Origin of the sequence: Paenibacillus antibioticophila (assembly GCF_000455265.1) — a bacterium.
Taxonomy (GTDB): Bacteria; Bacillota; Bacilli; order Paenibacillales; family Paenibacillaceae; genus Fontibacillus; species Fontibacillus antibioticophila.
Genome location: NZ_HG005139.1, coordinates 399265 through 420213, shown reverse-complemented (window position 1 = coordinate 420213; position 20949 = coordinate 399265). Strand labels below are relative to the sequence as shown.

Annotated in this window: 19 protein-coding genes and 1 pseudogene; 7 read left to right on the top strand and 13 right to left on the bottom strand. The window is 48.6% G+C overall.

All coding sequences use genetic code 11. The features are described from left to right. Nucleotides 1-27 precede the first annotated feature (27 nt). The gene (locus TX85_RS01775) at nt 28-1149 is read right to left on the bottom strand and encodes an outer membrane lipoprotein-sorting protein (protein WP_044477428.1); all 1122 of its coding nucleotides are present in this window, start codon (nt 1147-1149) and stop codon (nt 28-30) included. A gap of 237 nt (nt 1150-1386) precedes the next feature. Between TX85_RS01775 and TX85_RS01770 the strand changes: the two genes are divergently transcribed. The 4 genes from TX85_RS01770 to TX85_RS01755 are packed head-to-tail and all read left to right on the top strand — an operon-like array spanning nt 1387 to nt 4039. Beyond that, on the top strand, nt 1387-1824 hold the full coding sequence (locus TX85_RS01770) for a LytTR family DNA-binding domain-containing protein (RefSeq protein WP_044477427.1): 438 nt from the start codon (nt 1387-1389) through the stop codon (nt 1822-1824). Nucleotides 1825-1836: 12 nt separating this feature from the next. Then, nucleotides 1837-2271, top strand: coding sequence for a DUF3021 family protein (locus tag TX85_RS01765; RefSeq protein ID WP_044477426.1), 435 nt, complete (start codon nt 1837-1839; stop codon nt 2269-2271). Next, on the top strand, nt 2268-3185 hold the full coding sequence (locus TX85_RS01760) for an ABC transporter ATP-binding protein (protein WP_044477425.1): 918 nt from the start codon (nt 2268-2270) through the stop codon (nt 3183-3185). The genes TX85_RS01765 and TX85_RS01760 overlap by 4 nt, the downstream gene beginning before the upstream one ends. After that, a complete protein-coding gene (locus TX85_RS01755; RefSeq protein WP_044477424.1) occupies nt 3185-4039 on the top strand; it encodes an ABC transporter permease in 855 nt (284 codons plus the stop codon). Before TX85_RS01760 ends, TX85_RS01755 begins: the two co-directional genes overlap by 1 nt. Before the next feature lie 76 nt (nt 4040-4115). On the opposite strand, the gene TX85_RS01750 is transcribed toward TX85_RS01755, so the two are convergent. Then, nucleotides 4116-5054, bottom strand: a complete 939-nt coding sequence (locus TX85_RS01750) for an alpha/beta hydrolase family protein (RefSeq protein WP_158297289.1) — start codon at nt 5052-5054, stop codon at nt 4116-4118. Between the two features lie 719 nt (nt 5055-5773). Between TX85_RS01750 and trpS the strand changes: the two genes are divergently transcribed. Beyond that, nucleotides 5774-6799 (top strand): tryptophan--tRNA ligase, encoded by a 1026-nt coding sequence (trpS, locus tag TX85_RS01745; RefSeq protein WP_044477422.1) that lies wholly within the window; start codon nt 5774-5776, stop codon nt 6797-6799. Between the two features lie 29 nt (nt 6800-6828). On the opposite strand, the gene TX85_RS01740 is transcribed toward trpS, so the two are convergent. From TX85_RS01740 to TX85_RS01695, 11 genes are all read right to left on the bottom strand, one after another. Beyond that, nucleotides 6829-7734: a GNAT family N-acetyltransferase gene (locus TX85_RS01740; RefSeq protein ID WP_044477421.1), complete on the bottom strand. Its 906-nt coding sequence runs from the start codon at nt 7732-7734 to the stop codon at nt 6829-6831. Then, nucleotides 7709-7915 carry a hypothetical protein gene (locus TX85_RS01735; protein ID WP_044477420.1) on the bottom strand — a complete coding sequence of 69 codons (207 nt, stop codon included), beginning with the start codon at nt 7913-7915 and terminating at the stop codon, nt 7709-7711. Before TX85_RS01735 ends, TX85_RS01740 begins: the two co-directional genes overlap by 26 nt. A 138-nt stretch (nt 7916-8053) precedes the next feature. Next, nucleotides 8054-8323, bottom strand: coding sequence for a CD3324 family protein (locus tag TX85_RS01730; RefSeq protein ID WP_044477419.1), 270 nt, complete (start codon nt 8321-8323; stop codon nt 8054-8056). Nucleotides 8324-8668: 345 nt separating this feature from the next. Then, nucleotides 8669-8929 (bottom strand): hypothetical protein, encoded by a 261-nt coding sequence (locus TX85_RS01725; protein WP_044477418.1) that lies wholly within the window; start codon nt 8927-8929, stop codon nt 8669-8671. 328 nt (nt 8930-9257) lie between these two features. Beyond that, a complete protein-coding gene (locus TX85_RS01720; protein WP_044477416.1) occupies nt 9258-10499 on the bottom strand; it encodes an MDR family MFS transporter in 1242 nt (413 codons plus the stop codon). A gap of 77 nt (nt 10500-10576) precedes the next feature. Beyond that, nucleotides 10577-12334, bottom strand: coding sequence for a sensor histidine kinase (locus tag TX85_RS01715; protein ID WP_044477415.1), 1758 nt, complete (start codon nt 12332-12334; stop codon nt 10577-10579). A 23-nt stretch (nt 12335-12357) separates the two neighbouring features. After that, entirely contained in the window at nt 12358-13071 is a 714-nt protein-coding gene (locus TX85_RS28040) for a helix-turn-helix transcriptional regulator (RefSeq protein ID WP_316244865.1), read from the bottom strand. A gap of 27 nt (nt 13072-13098) precedes the next feature. Further along, a complete protein-coding gene (locus TX85_RS28035; RefSeq protein ID WP_316244864.1) occupies nt 13099-13935 on the bottom strand; it encodes a response regulator in 837 nt (278 codons plus the stop codon). A gap of 130 nt (nt 13936-14065) precedes the next feature. Then, nucleotides 14066-15754 carry an extracellular solute-binding protein gene (locus TX85_RS01705; protein ID WP_044477414.1) on the bottom strand — a complete coding sequence of 563 codons (1689 nt, stop codon included), beginning with the start codon at nt 15752-15754 and terminating at the stop codon, nt 14066-14068. Nucleotides 15755-15848: 94 nt separating this feature from the next. After that, nucleotides 15849-16745, bottom strand: a complete 897-nt coding sequence (locus TX85_RS01700; protein WP_044477413.1) for a carbohydrate ABC transporter permease — start codon at nt 16743-16745, stop codon at nt 15849-15851. 30 nt (nt 16746-16775) lie between these two features. Further along, entirely contained in the window at nt 16776-17735 is a 960-nt protein-coding gene (locus TX85_RS01695) for an ABC transporter permease (protein ID WP_044477412.1), read from the bottom strand. Nucleotides 17736-18050: 315 nt separating this feature from the next. On the opposite strand from TX85_RS01695, the pseudogene TX85_RS01690 reads away from it, so the two are divergent. Beyond that, a pseudogene (locus TX85_RS01690) lies at nt 18051-18353 on the top strand (amino acid permease); the annotation flags it as partial. A 127-nt stretch (nt 18354-18480) separates the two neighbouring features. Next, nucleotides 18481-20760, top strand: coding sequence for a poly(ethylene terephthalate) hydrolase family protein (locus TX85_RS01685; protein ID WP_044477410.1), 2280 nt, complete (start codon nt 18481-18483; stop codon nt 20758-20760). The last annotated feature ends 189 nt before the right edge of the window (nt 20761-20949 follow it).

Genomic DNA, 20949 nt, shown 5'->3' with positions numbered 1-20949 from the left:
ACAGCCGCAACCCGCCCGAACTACCTATTATTTACCCGTTTGATCCTGCATGGAAGCAGCGATTTTCACCATTTCCGATACGGGGAGGTCCTCGCTTGTAATCCGGAATTCCAGGCCATCCATTGTCCAGGTTAAAGTGCGCAGCTCATCTCCGCTGAGAAATCCGAAGGTAAAGCCCATATCGACCATTTCACCGGTTACAGTAGAAGCCGTGCGATCCGGGGAACGCGTCTCGGTGAGGGTGAACTGATATGTACCATTATAGCGCTGCAGTACCATAATCCGTTCTTCGCCCTCGACCACTTTATCATCCTGATAGGCCACGCCGTCAGGCAAATAGGTCGGTACAATGACCCCAAAGGAATCTGTCAACGCAGAAGTTGTTCCAGAAGCTGTTCCCTCTTCCCCTTCTGCTATGCTCCCTGACACAGGGTCTTCGCTTGAGGAATCCGGAAGTTTCTCCACCAGCATCCCGTTCTCATCTACTTCTAACAAAGTCCCTTTGGCATCCTCTGCAGCCGTATCCAGATTATGCTGCATATCGAAGGAATTATTCTCAAACTTGGTATCAAAATTAAAGCTGTCAAATTTGACTTCAACTACGACCTTGGCTTGAGAATCGGATACCTGCACCTGCTTTGGCGCGTAGTTTTCTTTATCAAGCCAAATCTTCTGGCGTACCAGGGCATGCGTATTATAGTTGGCTGCAACCTCAAACACGTAATTTTCTTTGTCGCTGGCGAATTGTCTTGCTCCGTCGCTTAGAATACTCCGGACAAGGGTCTGGTACAAATAGACCTGTCCCTGATTCTCCGGCCAGTCGCTTTGGAAGCGGAAGCTCTTGTTCAAGCTTGGCGTCAGCACATAGACACCTTGTTCATTGCGAAGCACAATCTGGGTAACATCCTTCTCAGCATTCGTAAGCGCGATCCGGTAAAAAGACGGATTTTGATACCACACCTCCACTTGGTACTCCTGGGGCTTGTCACCCGTGTACAGCGTCATCACACCAGTACCCTGGTAACTCTCCAGTTTGTTCACTACTTTGTCCAAATCCTTGACGACGCCGGCCGCATCTTTCTTCCCGCATGCAACCAGTACGATGCTTACAACGATCATAATCGCCAGCATCTTCGTGATCCGACGCATGTGATCATCCCCTCTGCAGTTTGATTTCCTAAACTGATACATGTCTATGAGGGAACTTGGCCGATTATGCAGACTGGCCCTCCCTGACAACAGACAAGTTGCAAATGTATTTCACCCTGCCTCAGGTGCAGTTTACCGGAAACCCTATTGCGCCTGTAAAAATGCCCGTGATATGTTTAACTCACCGCAGGTACAGCCTGAAATGTTCAATCCATCAACACCCGAGGAGTGAATCCTTTGAAGCTGATTATCGATCAATCACTCGATCACGAGGATATTGAAATTACGATTAAATGCAAGCTGGTCGACGCCGAGCTGGAGAAGCTCATCGCCCAGATCCGCTTGTACGGTTTTTCCATCACAGGTAAAAAGAACGGCGCCACCTATCCGCTTCGGCTGGAAGATATCTATTATTTCGAGTCCATCGATGACAAGAGCTTTGCTTATTGCGAGAAGGATGTCTATGAATGCAGCCTCAAGCTCTATGAACTGGAGGAGCAATTCGCCAAGGCCGATTTTGTGCGAATCAGCAAAAGCTGCATTCTAAATATCATGAAGCTATCCAGTGTACGCGCGCTGCTAAATGGACGATTTGAGGTCCTTCTGCATAATGGGGAGAAGCTGATCATCAACCGGCATTACGTCCAGAACTTCAAGAAAAAATTTAATTTCTAGGAGGCGTGAAGGATGCTTTATATCAAAAGATACTTGACCAGCGACTGTATCTCGTTTACCTTCGTGGTGCTTATTTACTCCATTTTGGCTTCACTTGACATTCTGCCCCCGCTCACCACGCTGCTGGCATTTCAATTATTTGCCATGTCGACCGCCGCCACCCTGCTGTTGGCAATCACAGACAGAATAGCCTGGAAGAATCGTTGGCTCTCCATCGCTGTAGATTTGATTGACGTTTTACTTGGCGTCTTTGTCTCAGGCATGCTGCTCAATGTTTTCGTATTAAACCCGCTTAATCTGGCGGTAGTCGTCGGGATGTGCATCTTCGTTTATTTCGCAGTATACGGGGTGCTGATGATCAAGGATCAGGTGGATGCCAGCCGCATCAACCAGCAATTGCAATGGCTGCAGCAAAATAGAGATAAGAGGACGGGAGAGAAACAATGAGCAAAATTATGGAAGTGAGTCATTTGAAGAAATCCTTCGGATCGCTCGAAGCCGTCAAAAAAATTGACTTTTACGTTGAGGAGGGCAGTCTGTTTGCCTTTCTCGGACCTAACGGTGCCGGCAAATCTACGACCATTGATATGGTCTCCACCCAGTTGAAGCCCGATGGGGGCCGAGTTGTCATCAACGGGTATGAGCTTGGACAAGAGGATGAACACATACGGGCATCCATCGGCATCGTCTTTCAGGACAGCCTGCTGGATCCGCTGCTGACGGTAGAGGAGAACTTGCGAACACGCGGCAGCTTCTATGGGTTGTCGCGGAACGATCTGGATGCCGCTATCACTTCGGCTTCGCGGACCGCCAATGTCACGGAATTCCTGAAGCGCCCTTACGGCAAGCTGTCTGGAGGGCAACGCCGCCGGGCCGATATCGCTCGTGCGTTGATCCATACGCCCAAGATCTTGTTTTTGGATGAACCGACCACAGGTCTCGACCCTCAGACGCGGAAGTCTGTCTGGGCGATGATATTGAAGCTTCAGCGCGAGCAAGGCATGACGGTATTCCTGACCACACATTATATGGAGGAGGCTGCACAGGCGGATTATATTACGATTATCGATCACGGGGAGGTTCTTGCCCATGGCACTCCGCTTGAGCTGAAGACTCGCTACACCTCGGATGTGTTGAAAATCAAACCGCGGCATGACGAGGAACTCGCGGCCTTACTGGAGGAGCAGGCGATTACGTATGAGCGGGATGCGGCAGGCATCTACAGCATCGCTCTGAATCAGACCGTGGACGCCTTGCCGCTTCTGGACTTGTTCCGGAACAATATCGAGAACGTGGAGATCATTAATGGTACGCTGGATGATGTCTTTATCCGGCTCACAGGAACGGAGGTAAGAAACTGATGCTTGCTATTGCACAAAGGAACCTGCGAATTTTTTTCCGTGACCGTGCGGCCGTGTTGTTTTCCTTGCTTGCTGTCTTTATCATATTGGGGTTATATGTCATCTTTCTTGCGGACAATATCGCAAATGGCTTATCGGGGATTCCGGGAGTCAAATTTCTTATCAATAGCTGGATACTGGCGGGTATCCTCGCGGTAACCTCGGTAACTTCAACGACGGGGGCCTTCGGCATTATGGTGGAGGACCGATCCAGAAAGATCCTGAAGGACTTTACTACTTCCCCCATTCGTAGAGCAAAGCTGACTGGCGGCTACATTCTGAGCGCTTGTGCTGTCGGGATTATTATGAGCATAGCAACCCTCTTACTGGGTGAAGGATACCTTTTGCTGTTTGACGGCGAGCTTCTACCCTGGGCAAGCCTGCTCGAGGTGCTTGGACTGATTGTCCTGGCTGTGCTGGCCAGCAGCTCGATCATCTTCTTCATCACCACCTTTATGCGCAGCTCCAATGCCTTTTCGGCAGCCAGTACCGTCATTGGAACCCTGATCGGCTTCCTGACAGGCATTTATGTACCAGTGGGGAGCTTGCCGGATGGCGTGCAATGGGTAATCAAGCTATTTCCGATATCCCATGCGGGGGTATTAATTCGCAGTGTGATGCTTGAAAGACCAATGGAGATTTCCTTTGCCGGAGCGCCCACGGAGGCTATGGAGCAGTTCCAGCAAAACATGGGTGTTGTCTACTACTTCGGAGATTACACCGTGCAAAGCTGGCTAAGCATCGCCATCCTGATCGGCACAACCCTGTTATTCTTCGGCCTATCCATGCTTAACTTGTCACGAAAAAGCAAATAAGCACCGCCCATTTCATCAGCCGCGTTCAGACTGGAGTCCATGTTAAGATGGCCCCTTAGAACACGGCTGATTAGCGCTACTGCATGGTGAATGACTCCGTGAGACCATATTTTTGCAGCCATTGATGAATTTCCTGGTTTCTCTGATCTAGATAATCACCTCCTAAGCTATGATCGCCGCCCTCATAGAGAACGAACTTTACCGTTTTCCCCGCCTCCTCCAGATCGTTGGAAAAGTCCTGAACGGTCTGCCAGATCAGACGATCATCGTTCGTCCCCTGCAGTAGTAGCACCGGAGCATTAATGTTCGGGATTTTATCCAATATTGAATAGTCACCCTCTGATTCGGGATGCAATTTAATTAAGCTATATCTTACATAGAATGCGTTCTGCCTGAAATTATCTACAACTTCAGGTTTAGTTATGCCTGGATGCTCATCCAACCAGCGTATAATTACATCCCAACCCGTAAAGGGAGCTATGCCGACTACAGCCTGTACATCCTGACGCTCGGAGGCTAATCTCAAAGCCACTGCTCCTCCCATAGAGGCACCAATCAGATAGACAGAATCTTCCTTGACCCTGCCAGTGGACATCGCCAGCTTGATTCCATTGTCTGCATCCCGTGTGTTCTCCGCAATCCCCTGCACATAGCCCTCGCTCTCCAAATAGCCACGATAGGCAGGGTATAAGTAAACCACCTGGTCACTCATATCCATATATTCGTAGGTCAAGTAGGAATTTTGATGAGTAAGAGTCTTGTCTTCATACGCAAATCCCCCATGAAGATTCACAACAAGCGGATACTTTCCGGGAGCCTTGGGGACGGTCAGGTAAGCCAGCACCTTGATACCATCGCTTTTATAAAACACCTTATAGATGTCAATATTGGGGTTCTGACCAAGGATTTCTATGAGTTCTTTCGAGATGATCTCTACCTCGCCATCTTGCGGGGAAGTATCGTTTTTCTGGCAGCCAGATAACATGGCTGTAATTAAAACGAATGTAACTAACATCAAAAGGGATGCTCGGGTACCACTTCTTCTTATATATTCCATAACTTAATACACTCCCTAGATCGTTGTAAATGAAACTGTTCTAAAAAATCCAATTCGTCCCCCTTAATTGTTCTGAGGATTATAAATCCATAAATCCAAAAAAATGTTCTATTGAAAATTATTCTGACATAAATTATGCATATTTCCAATGACATTTTGTACCGGAGACAGTGTAAAAACGCAATTATTCTTCCTTGTCAGGAACCCACCCATTGACCTCTTAACAGAAGTTGCAGTAAGATAATGTGTAATTCTTCAAGTAAAGTGTATATCTTGATCAGCTAAGAAAAAGGGTAAGTAGATATCGGACAGGATCCCAGAGAGCCGGCGGTTGCTGTGAGCCGGTGTTCCGCCGATGATTCGAATGGCCTTTGGAGCTGCTTGTCCGAAAGACTCGTCCAGTAGGATTAGCCGGGTTTCCCGCCGTTATCATGGGACAGGTATCGAAGAACTCATCTGAACACAATATTCATGGCTCTTCCGTACTGAGAATGAAAACTCCTGCGCTGAAGTATGTTGGCAGACTTTAGGCAGTTGAATTAAGGTGGCACAACGACTCTTCGTCCTTATATGGACGGAGTTTTTTTATTTTAAGGGGGTGATGGTCATGGATGAGGGCTGGTGGCGCAACTGCTGCATAGACACAATAAAAATTCAATATTCAAGGAGGATTACCAATGAATCAAATTATTCCTTTCAGCAAAGAGCGAATGCTATCGGGCGACCGCGTGACTGGCAAGCTGCATCTGGGCCATTACGCCGGCAGCCTGCACAACCGAGTAAAGCTGCAAAGCCGCTATGACACCCTGGTCATGCTGGCAGATGTCCAGGCACTAACCACACATTTTGATCATCCCGAAAATATAAGCAGGAATTTACGGGAAATAACGCTTGATTATCTGGCTGCAGGTGTGGATCCGAATGAATCAACGATATTTATTCAATCCATGGTTCCTGAAATCGCTGAGTTGACCGTCTTTTTCTCAATGTTTGTAACGGTTAATTCTCTTCGTCACAATCCCACTATTAAGGCCGAATCGGAAAATCGAAGCCTTGGGGAGTTATATTACGGCTTTCTTGGCTACCCGGTCAGCCAGACTGCGGATATCGTCTTTTGCAAAGCGACCGTTATTCCTGTCGGAGAGGACCAGCTTCCGCATCTGGAATTAACCCGCAAGCTAATTAGAAGGTTTAATGAACTGTATCGTCCTGTCTTTCCTGAGCCTCAAGCTATTATCAGCGAGATGCCTAGGCTAGTTGGCACGGATGGAAATGCAAAGATGAGCAAAAGCCTCGGGAATACGATTCCTTTGGACTGCACAGAGGAGGAGCTGGTATTGAGGATACGCAAGGCAGTGACGGATCCGGCTCGTGTGCACAAAGACGATCCCGGACATCCAGAAATTTGCCCCATCTTTAGTTATCATCAAGCATTCCGGTCACTAGAAGCAGATAAGATTCAGGTGGCTTGCCAAATGGGGAGTATAGGCTGCACAGAGTGCAAGCGGTGTTTGTTCAAGGATTTGAATCTAATGCTGGAGCCTATGAGGGAACGCCGGGCAATGTATAACCGACGTCCGGATGATATTGAGGATATTCTGAAGACTGGCACCCGCAGAGCACAAGAGCTGGCAAAGGAAACACTTGGCGAAGTGCGGGAAGCCATGGGATTGGATTATTTTAATCATAACCAGGTGAACTGATAAAGTGAGATGCACATAGCAAAATATGCTTATCTCTTACTTTGAATCCAGCGGTACATGGAGACTTCCGGCTCAAAGCCGATTTTCCGGTAAAATGTCTGGCCTGAACCGACATATACTTTTACTGCACCGAGTGTTTTCAGCCGGTTCAGGCCTTCATAAATAACGGCTTTCCCCAGCCCTTTGCGTCTGTAAGCTTTATGCGTACCTACCGGCTCTAGAGTTGCTACCTTGTTCGCTTGATCCCACCAAAGACTGCAAAACGATACTACTTCCCCGGCGGTGTTCAGCACAGACAGTTCCAGCCCTGCTCTGTAATCAGGTGCCTTGGCGATGTTTCCGTAATGGAGAAGCGTCTTGTCCGCATCGCTTGTGCCGGCGTAGTCGAAAGCCATGATATGCCCAAGGGCTTTTGTGCGGCTATCTACTTCTTCACCCGTTTTAATAACATAACCTTGCGGCAAGAAGACTTGAAAATCTCTATCGAGCGTAAGGGACATGATCGTATCTTCCCCTGGCCCACGCGTGTATCCTCTGGATTCCGCTATGCGCTCGATCCCTTTCATTTCAGCTGTTATCGCCAGCGCATTACGGGTGCAGAGCTGTCCCGGCTCGAAAATCAAAAGCTTCTCTTCCGCATACTCGAACAACTCCTGCACGAGCTGCACGCCGGGCTCCAAGGTGTCCAGCAAAAAATACACATCCCCGTCATCGCAAGCAACTGCCGCAATGTCCCCGTTCTCATCCTCCCAAATTCCGATCCTGCTCTGCCACTGCTCCAATGTACCGTTTTTTGTCTCCTGAAAGAAAGGGACGAATTCCCAGCGGTCGATTCCCCAGTTGTTAGGATGACCCAGCAAGCTTTGCGTTCTAATAATAAAATCTCGCACTTTATATAGATCATCAGGTTCATACTTCCGTAGACTTATCGTCATATTCTTCACCCTTTACTTTCTTTGTTGTCTTTGTTGCTTCGACGGCAAAATCCATACCCGTCTGGCCACCCCCGCCGTTAAGCAGGCGCTTAAGCTCCGTTATTTTCTCATGATACATTCCGATCGCCTTAATCCTGTGAAGATTCCTATCCAATAATGACGTCAATTCGCGGTATTCCATAATAATCGATCCTTTTTCGTAAATGAGCTACAGTTCAACAATAAAGAATCTCCTCCAAAGCGAATAGATCGAGTTCTGTTCATATTTGTTTTTGCCATATCAAAGAGCCCGCTGCTATAAGAGCGAGCGGGCTTAACGCTATCTTTTTTTCGTATAAACAATCCGCTTGATGCTATCGTGAGAGAGGCAGAAGGTGTCAGCCAACTGGTCGATGGACTGCCCCGCAGAGAATTTGGCTCTAATTTCCCGGTTCCTGCGGATTAACAGTTCACGGCTTCCCGAGTTCTCTCCCCACTTTTTGCGTACCCCGTCCGTATTCGGGATATATATCGTAGTTCCTTGAATGTATTTCTGAATTTCTCTAAGCAGCACTTCCGGCAAAACCGTATCCGCATTCTTATATTTCATATTTGCTCCGCTCCTTAAATCATGGTTTGAGTTTAAGGGAGCAAAGCCTGCGGAGAATCAACTGTTAACAGACATCAGGTCCAGTAAAAAGGGCGATGATTCATGATCGCCCCATGCAAATTATCGCCCGGTCGATCCTGCAGACTTTGCATGGAGCTTGCCAAGTACGAAATCGATAACCCAAACCATCCTGAAATCCCCCCTTCTCATATATTAGTATCAACACCAAGATACCATGAAAACGCTGTTACATCATACACATTCTGCATTAGCAGATAATAATATAGCTCCTTCCAGCATAAGGCGCAGTGCTTATCCTGAAAGGAGCTTCTATTTTAAAAAATACTAGAGCCAATATCTCCGTCTTCTCCGGTCATCCAGCAATACGATAACCAGCAAATCGAACAGGACTAACGGAAGAATCAAAGGAGCAAAGGTTACATGGGCTTTATTTCCTTCCGGATGAACTGAACTCGTCTTTAAATATAATCTAGTCCCTTTTACTTTGACTATTGTCCCGTAAAGATCTGCACCGGTCTTTGTTCGGATTCTCACCCGTTTTCCGATGTGTTTGCGAGCCAGTTTTACGCGTTCCTTTACCGTCACCGTTCCTCACCTCCCCAGGGTCATAACACAGTATACGTGTCATCCCCGGGAGGGACTGGGCCAATCCCCAGCTTTGAAAGAAACATATAGAGGTTGTTCAAAAAGTCATCTTTTGATCACGGAGTATATCAAGGGGTTGATTCGACATCGAATCTTGCGTTCACCCTCGAAGTCCAAGCGGAGGCTTACGATGCATGCTTCCTTTGGAAGCATTTTGCTCATGTAGGTTTTGCCTACACTCCGTTCCTCCTTCTTCAGGTTCTCGCAACCTTCTCGGTGCTGAAAAGCTGACTTTTTGAACACGCACATATGGCGGTCTGTTTTCGAATTATCCTGTGAGGCTGTTCTGTCCAGAATCTTGTGCCGTCTTGCCGGAAAGGTGGCGATGTCCAATAAGCAGGAACGGCAGGCCAAATGCCGTCGTTAATGCGATAATCGCGAAGATCTGCACCGACCGGTCTACACCTAAGCCCTCGAGTAAGAATCCGCCAAGTAATGGCGCCAGCACATTGCCAAGATTATTGAAGCCGAACATCCCGAAATAAGTTCCCCTTAACCCCGGCTTTGCAATCCGGTCAATCAACAAATCCGTCATCGTGAACATCAGAACTTCGCCGATCGTGAACAGAATAACGGCGAGGAACATCGTCCATAGGTACGGAAAGGCTCCGAATAAGAGCAGGCTAGATGCTACACACACATTCCCGGCAATTAGCGGGACAACCGGAGAGAACCGGCTCGCCAGCCGGACGAGCGGGAACTGGATGATCAACACGGTAATTGCATTCAATGAGATCATATACCCGAACCAGGTTGCACTATCCTGAATGACCGCGCTTAATTCCATATACTGAGGAAGCGTAGAATTGAAATGACCGTATCCCAGCACGCAGAATATCGTCCCCATTAAAACAAAGATAAAGGTCCGATCCTTTCCCGTTACTCGCAATGCTTCTGATAAGGTCAGCCGTTCCTCGGCCTGTGACTTCACTCCGCCAATGTGGGTATGTCTGCGGAATTGCATCAGAAGAATCAGACCATAGCAAAAGTACACCAGCCCAGCGATATAGAACACATGAGCCGAGTCGGCAACGCCCATTTGCAGACCGATAATCGGACCCGCCACGACCCCGAGATTGATCGCCGCATAGCGCAGATTGAATACCAGCAGCCGGTTCTCCTTCGCGGTAATATCGGCAAGAAGCGCCCGTGAGGTTGGCTCGAACATGGCACGGCATAAGCCGTTCAATGCATTGAACACGAAGAAGAGCCAGATCCGGTCCGCCAGGGCAAACCCGACGAAGACAATAGCCCAACCGAATATTGAAATGAAAAGCACTTTCTTACGGCCGATCACATCCGAAATATAACCGCCATAGAAGCTGGCAAATACTCCGATCAAAGAGCTGACCGCTACCACGATTCCAGCTTGGGAAGGCGTTGCAGACAGCTTGCCGATCAAATAGATGGACAGGAAAGGAATACTCATTGACGTAGCCATACGCCCGAAAATAGTTCCAATAATGATCGTCCAGGACAACGGGTGAATTTGCTTTAACTGAGGAAACATGATGATCGCTACCCTTTCGTGATCCGACTTTTACACACTATTGGTCTATTTAAAACTCGAACCGGGCTGCTGTCAAGCTACTTTTCGCGCCATGCAGGAATGACGATCTGCACCGTTGTTCCGATTCCGGGGCGACTGCCGATGCTTACCCCGTATTTGCTTCCGTAATGAAGCTGAATCCGGCTGTTGACGTTACGGATGCCATACCCAGTATTCAATCCTTCTACCGGGTCGAAGATCTGCTTGATCTTATCCGGACTCATCCCCGTTCCATCATCGATAATTTTAAAAATGATATCTTCTCCATGCAGCTTCCCAGACACAGTGATATGAATGGAGTTCCCAAACCAGGCATGTTCCAGTGCATTTTCGATAAAGGGCTGCAAAATTAGCTTGATCGTATCGTACTTTATGATCGAAGGGTCAATATCATAGAATATGGAGACCGCATCGCCAAATTTGGTAGTCTGAATATTCATGTAGGCCTGCACCTGTTCCAGCTCGCTGCGGATCGGAATGACCGTCCGGCCCTCGTTCAGCGAGAGTCGGTAGAATTTCGCCAGGTCAAGCACCATCCGCTGAAGCTTCTCAATCTCTCCAAATTGCGCGAGCCGGCTGATGGACGATAATGTGTTGTACAGGAAGTGCGGATTAATCTGGGCCTGCAGAGATTCCAACTCCGCCTCCTTCTTCTCGATCTGGGTCAGATACACCTGGTCGATCAAATGATCAATGTCTCGTCCCATTTCATTCAATGCCGCAGCGATTTGGCCAAACTCATCCTTTCCCCGATAGCCCATTCGCTTATGAAGCTCTCCTTCCCGGAAAGCATTGAGCACATAGACAATTTTATTCATTCGAATAGAGAAATACCTGGAAATGAACATCCCTGCGAACGTAAAGACAATCAGGCAGAGCATGCAAATGAGCAAAATGAACATGCGCACCTTGGCCGAGTCCTGCTCCATGACCGTCATAGGTACATACGCTGTCATGGCCCAGGACTCTCCCACCGATTCTTGAATCGTCAAATAGAGATGGGATGAAGCTTCTCCATGAGCTTCTCCTTCCGGCAATAGGCCTGACTGGTACAAAACTCTTCCATACTCATCCTTAATCACCAGCGCACTGCCTTCCCCGATCTTGCTATAATCCAACCCTTGAAACAGCTCATCTATCCTGACGCTGAACCTCATGAACCCAATCTCATTCAAGTCCAACGGATTCTGGCTGTCTACCAGTCTGCGCAATAACGAGATCCGGCCAAAATCCTCGTCCCTCTCCACCCGCTGCCATGTCATCGTCTCGCCGAATTGTTCCGCCGGGAAATTGCGATGCCACGCCTTGTCCTCGATCCGGCTCAGATGGTAGAGGTTGTAGTTTCTTTCTAACAGATCCGGCCGCTCTTGCAGGAATTTGCCATGATAAATTTCGGGAAACGATTCATTTGCGAGAAATATGTACATCGCGATATTGAGGCTGGTTGCATTAACTGCAATAGAAAATTTGGGTCTTACGATCTTGGTAGTGCGCTCATAAGTGTCCCACCCCTTCTCATAAATGCGAAGCTGTGTAATCAGCGAATAATCCTCGTAAAGCATGTTCGATATCCGTTCGACATCGGAAAGCTTGTATTCAATATTATCCTTCATTTGCAGCAGAGTGCCTTGAATATTACTCCTCGTCTGTACCCGAATCGAATCCTCATACATCGAATGAGAGAAATAACCGATCGCGATCACCGGAATGATGATAAAGACCATATAAGTAATCATCAGTTTATATCCGAAGGGAATGAATCTTGGCTGCTTCGATGCCTTGCTGGCCGGGATCATCCGTGTTCACCTCTCTTCCGCGATTACTCCCGCTTGCGGAATTCCATCGGGGTCATCCCATAGGTTTCCTTGAATTGGCGGCTGAAATAGGGAATGTACCGATACCCTACCTGATCCGCGACCTCATAGATTTTCATCACCGGATTTCGCAGCAAATCCCTGGCCCGTTCCATCCGCATGCTGATCAGCATTTCACTGAAGCTCTTGCCGACCTCCTCCTTGAACAAATGGCCCAGATAGTTCGGCGAGAAGGAAAACTGCTCTGCCATATCCTTGAGCGTTATATTTTCATGCATCCGATCCTTCATCATCTTCATGATTTCACGGATCAGCCTGCTGTTCTTCGTATCCCGCTTCCTGCGCATCATCTCTGAAATTTCAAATACCTTGCGAACCAGCCAGGAGCGAATGTCGCCCATCATCTCGAATTTGAGCACCACATCAAGGCTGTGCAGCTCCATCCCCAGCATTTCAAACAAGTCCTCATCCTGTCCCTGCAAATAATGATCCAGCTTGAATACGATATACATCGCTAAGTTATAAATGGTAAACTTGGAGCGCAAGGTCGACACCGACTTGAACAGATTGTCGATCTCATCGTGGACACGTACCAATTCATAGTTGCTCATCGCCTTAAACAAGGCATCCAGACGGATATCCAATGTCTTGGCATCATTCATCTCCGGCGCTTTATGTACTTCTTCATAATTAATAATCTGGCCGCGGCCGAAAAACATTTTTCCGTCCAATGCCTCTATTGCTTGTCAGAAAGAGGCCGGCAATTGTGTTGGGCTCAGAACCTCTTCTCCCAATCCGACGGTTATCGACATGGATATGGTGGAATCGATCGAGCCGCGGATTTCTTCCAGACTTCTTGCCCGTCCCTCACCGTGCAGCAGCGCTGCAATCCGGTTTCGACTCAGCTTGCAATAATGGAGCCCGTTACTGTAAATAATCTCGTAAATATGCTTCAGACACATTTCAAGCTTCTGAGCGGCATCCTCCTCACCGTGCTCAGGCCGAAGCCATTTGAAATCATCGATCTCCAGCACCGCAACCCGGAGCGGGCCTTTCAACGAATCCAGACCATAAGAGGAAGCCAGCCGGGTCAAGCTATCGGCAGGATCCCAACTCAACTCGCCTTCCAGCAAGCGGATCAGCAGATCGTTCTTGGCCATCGGCTTCATTCGGAGGTAATTCTCTTCTGCCTCACGCTGACGTGCTTCCAGCTTTAATTCCCCGGTAATCGCCACCAAGGAGGCAATCAGTTCTTCATCATCCATCGGTTTCAACACATAATTGCACGCCTTGAGCGACAATGCCTCTCTAACATAATGAAAGTCCTGGTATCCGCTTACAAAAATAATTCGAACATTCGGTTTTCGTTCAATAGCAATTCGTGCCAGCTCCAGTCCGGACATATTCGGCATATTAACATCGGTCACCAAGATATCGACGGGCTGCTGTTCGAGAACCTCGCATGCCAAAAAACCGTTGCTGACAGCTCCAACAACTTCAAGCCCAAGGTCTTGCCAAGGAATAAACCGTTTCATCCCTTCCAGATCCAGCAGTTCGTCATCGGCTAACAGCACTTTATACATGATGTGTGTCCTCCTAGGATAGACTCTTGAATCCAGTATACCGTTACGATATGTTCCTGAACAGGCACAGGTTCGTCCGGCAGTGAGAGGAAAAAAGGGCCTGAATGAACCAGGCCCTTTCATGAAAAAATTAATTGCCGTTAATCATTGCTTTATTCTCGCCCCACTTTTTAGCGAAGTGGTCCAAGGTGGCTTGGAATCCGGCGGCCATCGTATCGTCATAAGCCTTGTCTAACAGAGCCAACACTTCTTCGTCGCTCTTCGTGAACAGCGTTTGCGCTCTCACTTGATCCCAAATGTCTTTAGCGCGTTGGAACGCAATGCCTGCTTCGCTGTCCGGGCTTGGCGGCATATTAACGAACTCCGTAGCGTCCCCTTGCGTTTTCCATGTAATTTGATACTGCCAGTAAGTCGCCCAGTTACGTTCGTTTTCAGCCAATGTAGACTCGTATTTACCTTTTGTATCATCCGCAAATACGGTGTTGCCGACCCACATCAACGGATCCATGAACTTCTGATACTCAGCCAGTTTATCTTTCTCCGTACCGTATTTCTCCGTAAATTTCGGTGTGTAGCCGTCCGCTTCAAGTCCTTGCCAATACTCGCCTTCCACGCCCCAGAATTGCAGCGTCGTTCCTTCCGGACCGGTCCACCAATCCAGGAATGCAAAGACGGCTTCCGGATCTTTAGCGCTTGTAGTAATTACTGCCGCATTCCAGCCCAATTTATTGTAGGTGCCCGGATAGATTTTGTTCTTATCCAGTCCTTCTTTATGAATCGGCCAGATCATGAAATAGCCCAGATCCGGATTCGACGGATCTTTCTTTCTAAGCTCGGTATCCGCTGCCATCGCGTAAACCGTCGGGTTCGCTGTCGCATACACCGCTACCCGGCCATTGATCAGTTTCTCGTCGACCTGGTCGCGGGTTTGCGTAAATGCGTCTTGCGTCATCAAGCCTTCACGGAACAATTTTGCAGCATATACTACAGACTCACGGTAAGGTTCATCCTTATAGATCGATTTCATCTTGTCTTCGCCGTCAGGTACGGCAAAGAATCTGCCGAAGCCCATGTTATCTTCCTTAAACGCGGAGTAAATTTGGTCGAGACCATGTCCTTCAGTGGCAAGGTCCGTTTCAAACGGAATCACGTTCGGATACTTTTCCTTAACCTGCTTCAAATAGGCGTATAAGTCATCCGTAGTTTCTAGTTTAGGCGACCCAAGCGCCGTATAGTACTCCTTGTTTACAACCCAGCCGGCGTTTCCGTTCGGCCGGTTCGTATACCAGTTCGGGAACTGATACAGCTTACCATCAGGTGAGCGAAGCATGTTCAGAGCTTTCGGATCAAGCCATTTTTTCAAATTCGGGTATTTATCGATATAATCATCAAGCGGCACAAGCAAGCCTGCTTCGCGCAGCCGTTCTACGTCGGTGCCCCGTTCGCCCCATACGATGTCAGGCAATTCGCCGGATGCAATCATCGTATTTAGCTTCTGAGCAGCGTTGCCGCCGTTTGGTACTTCCGTCACCGTAATCTTCTTGTTGTCTTGAACCCATTTCGTGGTTGGATCATCACCCCACTTAGGCATCGTATACCAGTCATAATTTCCGAACAAAGTAATGTTGAGCGGCTCTTTCCCAATTTCATAGAGCTTCGGTCCCTCTGAGTTCGCCTCTGTCGCTGGCGGCTCCGCAGTGTTGCCGTTCTGGTCAGCCGGTTTTCCGCTATTGCTGTTTTTGCCGGAGCAACCGGCAACCAGTGCAATAATCGTCAGGGCCGATAATACGGTAACCAGCCATTTTCTCCTCTTCCTCATAGCGTTGCTTTCCCCTTTCTGAAATACAAATGATAGGATCTATGGTTAAAGCTTGTGCTCTAAACCCGCTCGAGATGTCGTTCGTCCACTTCACCTACTCCTTCAGTGAACCCACCAGTACGCCCTTGACAAAGTATTTTTGTACAAAAGGATAGACGCAAATAATTGGAAGTGTAGCAACGATCATCGTCGCCATCGAAAGCGATTTGCTTGTGATCGTTTTAGCCCGCTGCATGTGGGCCAGCGATGAAGCATCCAGCCCCCCTCCCCCTTGTTCGGAGACGATATTGGATAACAGAATCTGCCGTAAAATCGTCTGGATCGGGTATTTATTCTGATCGGAAATATAAATCCCGGCAAGGAACCATTCATTCCAGTGATACACGGCGGTAAACAGCGCCAGGGTGGCGATAACCGGTCCCGACAATGGGAGAACGATTCTGAACAGGGTGCCCCAGTTCCCGCAGCCGTCGATTTTGGCCGACTCCTCCAATCCATTCGGAAGCCCTTGGAAGAAGGTTCGGAAAATGATCATGTTCCACACGCCAATCAGCGAAGGGATAATGAAGACCCAGAAGGAGTTCATCAAACCCAGGTTGCGAATCAGCATGAAGGTAGGAATCAATCCGCCGCCGAAATACATCGTAATAATACACATAACCATATAATATTTACGGCCCATCAGTTCCTTTTTGGACATGCCGTAAGAAAAGATCGCTGTGCACAGAATCGCGGATGCCGTGCCAATGATGGTTCGTAGAACCGAGATGAAGAATCCGCTCATCAAACGGTCGTCCTTAAAGACGACGTTATAGTTTTCCAAGGTGAATACTCTCGGCCATAGCGTAACTCCGCCTTTGGAAGTATCAAGCCCCTGGTTAAAAGATACCGCTAAAGCGTTCAAGAAGGGATACAGCGTAGAAACCGCGAGCAAAATAAGAAATGAATAGATGAAAATCATCATAAAGCGATCACCCAAGGTGTCTTTCATATCAAGCAACCTCCTCTGATTATATCCGGATTACCACAAACTGTTGCCCGACCGCCGTGCTATGAAATTGGCCAAGCTTAGCAAACCGACGCTGACTACGGCTTTGAAGACCCCAACGGCAGTTGCATAGGAGTATCGGTAATTGTCGATCCCGACACGCACCACATACGTATCCAATACATCGGATACATCCCGGATGGCCGGGTTGGCGGCGAGAATCAAAATATCCTCAAAACCCGCGCTCAACAGATTGCCGATCGCCAAAATCATGAAGATGCTGATAACAGGCATAATGGATGGAAGCGTAATCAGATAAATTTGCTTGAATCGGCTCGCACCATCGATCGATGCAGCCTCATATGTATTTGGATCCACACCGGCGATCGCCGCAAGGTAGACGATAGAGCCAAATCCGATTTCCTTCCAGACGTTCGTCGTTACGAGAATCCCCCAGAAATATTGAGGCAATGACAAAAAGTTAATTGGCTTGTCTATGAAGTTCAGCTTCTCCAGAAGCATGTTGATGCTCCCGTTATCCACCGCAAGCAATGCGCTGACCAGACCGCCCAGGATAACCCAGGACATAAAGTGCGGCAAATAAGTGATCGTCTGCACAACCCGTTTGAAGGCCATCTTTCTAACTTCATTCAGCATGAGAGCCAGAACAATCGGGGCCGGAAATCCGATGAGAAATTTCAGAAAACTGATAACGATCGTGTTTCTCATCACGTTTTTGAATTCCGGTGCATTGAAGAAATAAGCGAAGTGCTTGAACCCTACCCACGGACTGCTGGAAAAACTTCTTCCGATTTTGTAATCCTGAAAAGCCATCAGGATGCCATACATCGGGATATAACTAAAAATAAAGATCAAAATTAATGCCGGTATGACCATAAGCTGCAAATCCCACTGCTTGATAAACCTCCAGAATCCGCTTCTCTTCTTGTCCGCAGCCGGTTCCAGCCTGTTTTCCACGGATAATTGCGCCATTTATGTATCCTCCCTCTACTGCTTTCTCCGTCTACCCTTTATTTTAAGAAAATGAAAGCGCGCTTACTATCTGCTCAATCAACGAAATCTGATACTAATCAACAAGGTAACATTAAGATTACATTCCGTGAGAATTATTGTAAGATGATTCAATAGCTATGCATTTCATTGAAGCTCAGGAGGCTTTTTGATTGAATTCAGAACATACGTCACTTCAAAGGAAATTACTTCCCCGTCACATCAGCTTCATGGCCATGGGCGGGGTAATCGGCACAGGGATTCGGGCTGACTTTATCTGAAGCCCAGGATTCGGAGCGGGTGCTGCACTCCATGGCTATCGGGGGCGAAGCGCCTTCGGGACTCGCAAGGCTCTCATCCAAAGGCGTGCCTGTTCGCAGTTTGCAGTGGGTAGCCGTTCTTTTGATTACGGGGTCCCTGATCGCCTATTTTGCCCAAGACGGGCTGTTTCGCCTGCTGATGGCTGTTCCCGGCTTCGTCGTACTGCTGGATCCTCAGAATCGAATCAGCATCGCGGTGTGTCTGGCGGTGCTGGGAATATTAACGGTCTGGTCCATTCTCCGCTTCAAGAAAACCGGGTCGCCAAAGCTGACCAGTTAAGCATTTGCGTCCGTCTTTTACCGCACAACCCGGGATTATCCTGTTCTCTCTCTTTGGCATGCATGCTACAATAGTAAACGTATTGTAACTACTTGCTGATGGCAGAGTACAAGACTTGGGGGATACTATGGAACTTCCTTACCAGACACAATATGTGATCAAACCGCGCAGACGCCCGTTTCGCCTCAGACTGCGCGATCGGATCCGGCGAACTTATCAATATGATACCGCCTATTGGCGGCTTGCCATTGCCGGTCCCTGGGGGGCCGGCATCTTTGCATTTATGCTTGCTGCCATGGGAATGCCTACCGGGTTCGGCGTCGCCTTTGATATCCTTGTCTTCTTATTTCTAGGAACGCTGGCTCACTTCATCCTGTGCCATATCGCTGCGTTCCTGCTGGCACTGCTCGGAGTTCCCGGGCCCAGGCTGTATTATGGCAGCTTGCTGTTTAATATTGCTGCGGTCTATCTGATCTTCTATCAGGAGGATCAATCCGTACTTATTTCTTCCATTGTAACAGGCATATTGACTGTTGCAGGAATTGTCGGCGGGTTTATATTCGCTGTACTTGCCTCCCGGCAGGTACGTTTTCGGACGAAATTCACGATCAGCTCTGTGCTTGTTCTTATGCTGCTGACAGCCGCCCTCTGGCCTGAGCAGGCCCAGCATGATATGGAAGTCAGCGCAGACAGCGATGTGGTTATTGAAGAGTTAACGGCTGCGGATCCCTCTGTTGCCGGCTCCTATGAGGTCCATCATTTTACCTATGGCAGCGGCAAGGATTACTGGCAGCCGGAATTCGGCGAACAGAGCGACTATACTACGGAGAGTGTGGATGCTTCCGCCTATATTAAAAAGTGGAACCGTCTCCGGACAAAATATTGGGGATTCAATGAGAAATCGCTCCCGGTGAATGGCAGAGTGTGGATGCCGGAAGGGTCCGGCAGTTTTCCGCTCGTGCTGATTGTACACGGGAACCACCTGATGGAGGACTACTCAGACGACGGTTATGCTTATCTCGGAAATCTGCTGGCAAGCCGGGGATACATCGCGGTCTCCGTGGACGAGAATTTCCTGAATTACTCTGTGTGGACCGGTATTCCCGATAACGATATGAAGGTGCGCGCATGGATGCTCTTGAAGCATTTGCAGCAGATTGGCGCCTTTGCCGGGGATGCGGAGTCTCCTTTTTATCAAAAGGTGAACTTTGACAAGATTGCAATGATCGGCCATTCACGCGGAGGTCAGGCGGTTGCCATGGCTTCGGATTATCAGCGCTGGTTCGACTCCGATCCCGGGCTTGAAGGACTTGAGCAATATCAGATTCAAGCGGTTGCCGCTATTGCCCCTACGGATAAAAAAGTGGATGGGAATCTGGCTGAGCTGGAGAACATCAATTATTTAACGCTGCAAGGAGCAAGGGATGGGGATGTCAGTGATTTTGACGGGGAAAGACAGTACGTTCGAACCTCCTTTACTTCTTCCAGCGGGGATGAAGAGTATTATTTCAAAGCCGCCCTCTACATCGGAGATGCTAACCACAGCCAGTTCAATACCGGTTGGGGGAGACATGATGTCAGTTATCCGAAGGGAATTCTGCTGAACCGGCAGGGACTGCTCACACCGGCAGAGCAACGCCAGATTGCCAAGGTGTATATATCGGCTTTTCTGGAAGCTGCATTGCATGGCAAGGAGCAGTATACGCCTCTATTCGTTGACTCCCGTCAAGCCCTGGACTGGCTGCCGGAGACTTCTTATTTTAATCGTTTCGAGAGCAGTTCCATGACAGCATGGACCCGATTCGATGAGGATGCCAACCGGATCACCCTCCCTGAGGGTGGAACCGCAGAGGGCGAGGAAGTCATTTGGCGAGAGGAAGAAGCCAAGAACCGCCGCAATACGGGAAAAGGCACAAAAGGGATTATGCTGGAACGCAGGGAATCCTCTGAGGAGGTATCCACTTATACACTGGATTGGGAGCAGGGTGCTCCACAGCCGGCAGGCGGCATCGGTATCCTGTCTTTCGCCATGGCGGACAGAAGCTATGAATTAGATAAACCGGCGAAGTCCTCTGCTGAGGATATCCCGCCGGAACCGATGGAGATTGAAATTGAACTGGAAACCATGGATGGGATTGCCGTCTCGCTTCCGCTCTCACAGTTCATGGCGCTGCAGCCGCTTCCCGAGACCCGGTTCACTCTGCATCCTTGGCTTGATCTCCACTTATCGGACGGAAAATACAAGCAGCCTACGGAATCTGTCTTCCAGACCTTTCAGTTAAACCTGGATACCTTTTCTGAAGCAGATTCCCGGTTCAATCCGGAAGCCGGTATCGGAAGGCTCAGCTTTCACCTTTATAACGGGATGGGCCGTGTCATGATTGCCGATATCGGCGTATATGAGTAACTATATAAGTTGAATTGCACGTGCGGGGGCAACGTGTGAAGAGTTCGCTACGATCGCTGTTGCTCGCGGATTTCTTTGATTGAACTAAGTTCTAACAAGGGAGAAATCCGCGAGCAAAGGCGACTTCACATCTCGCATCGCACTCAGTTCCAGTGTACGGTGTTTCGCAATATGATGACGGTGAGTCAT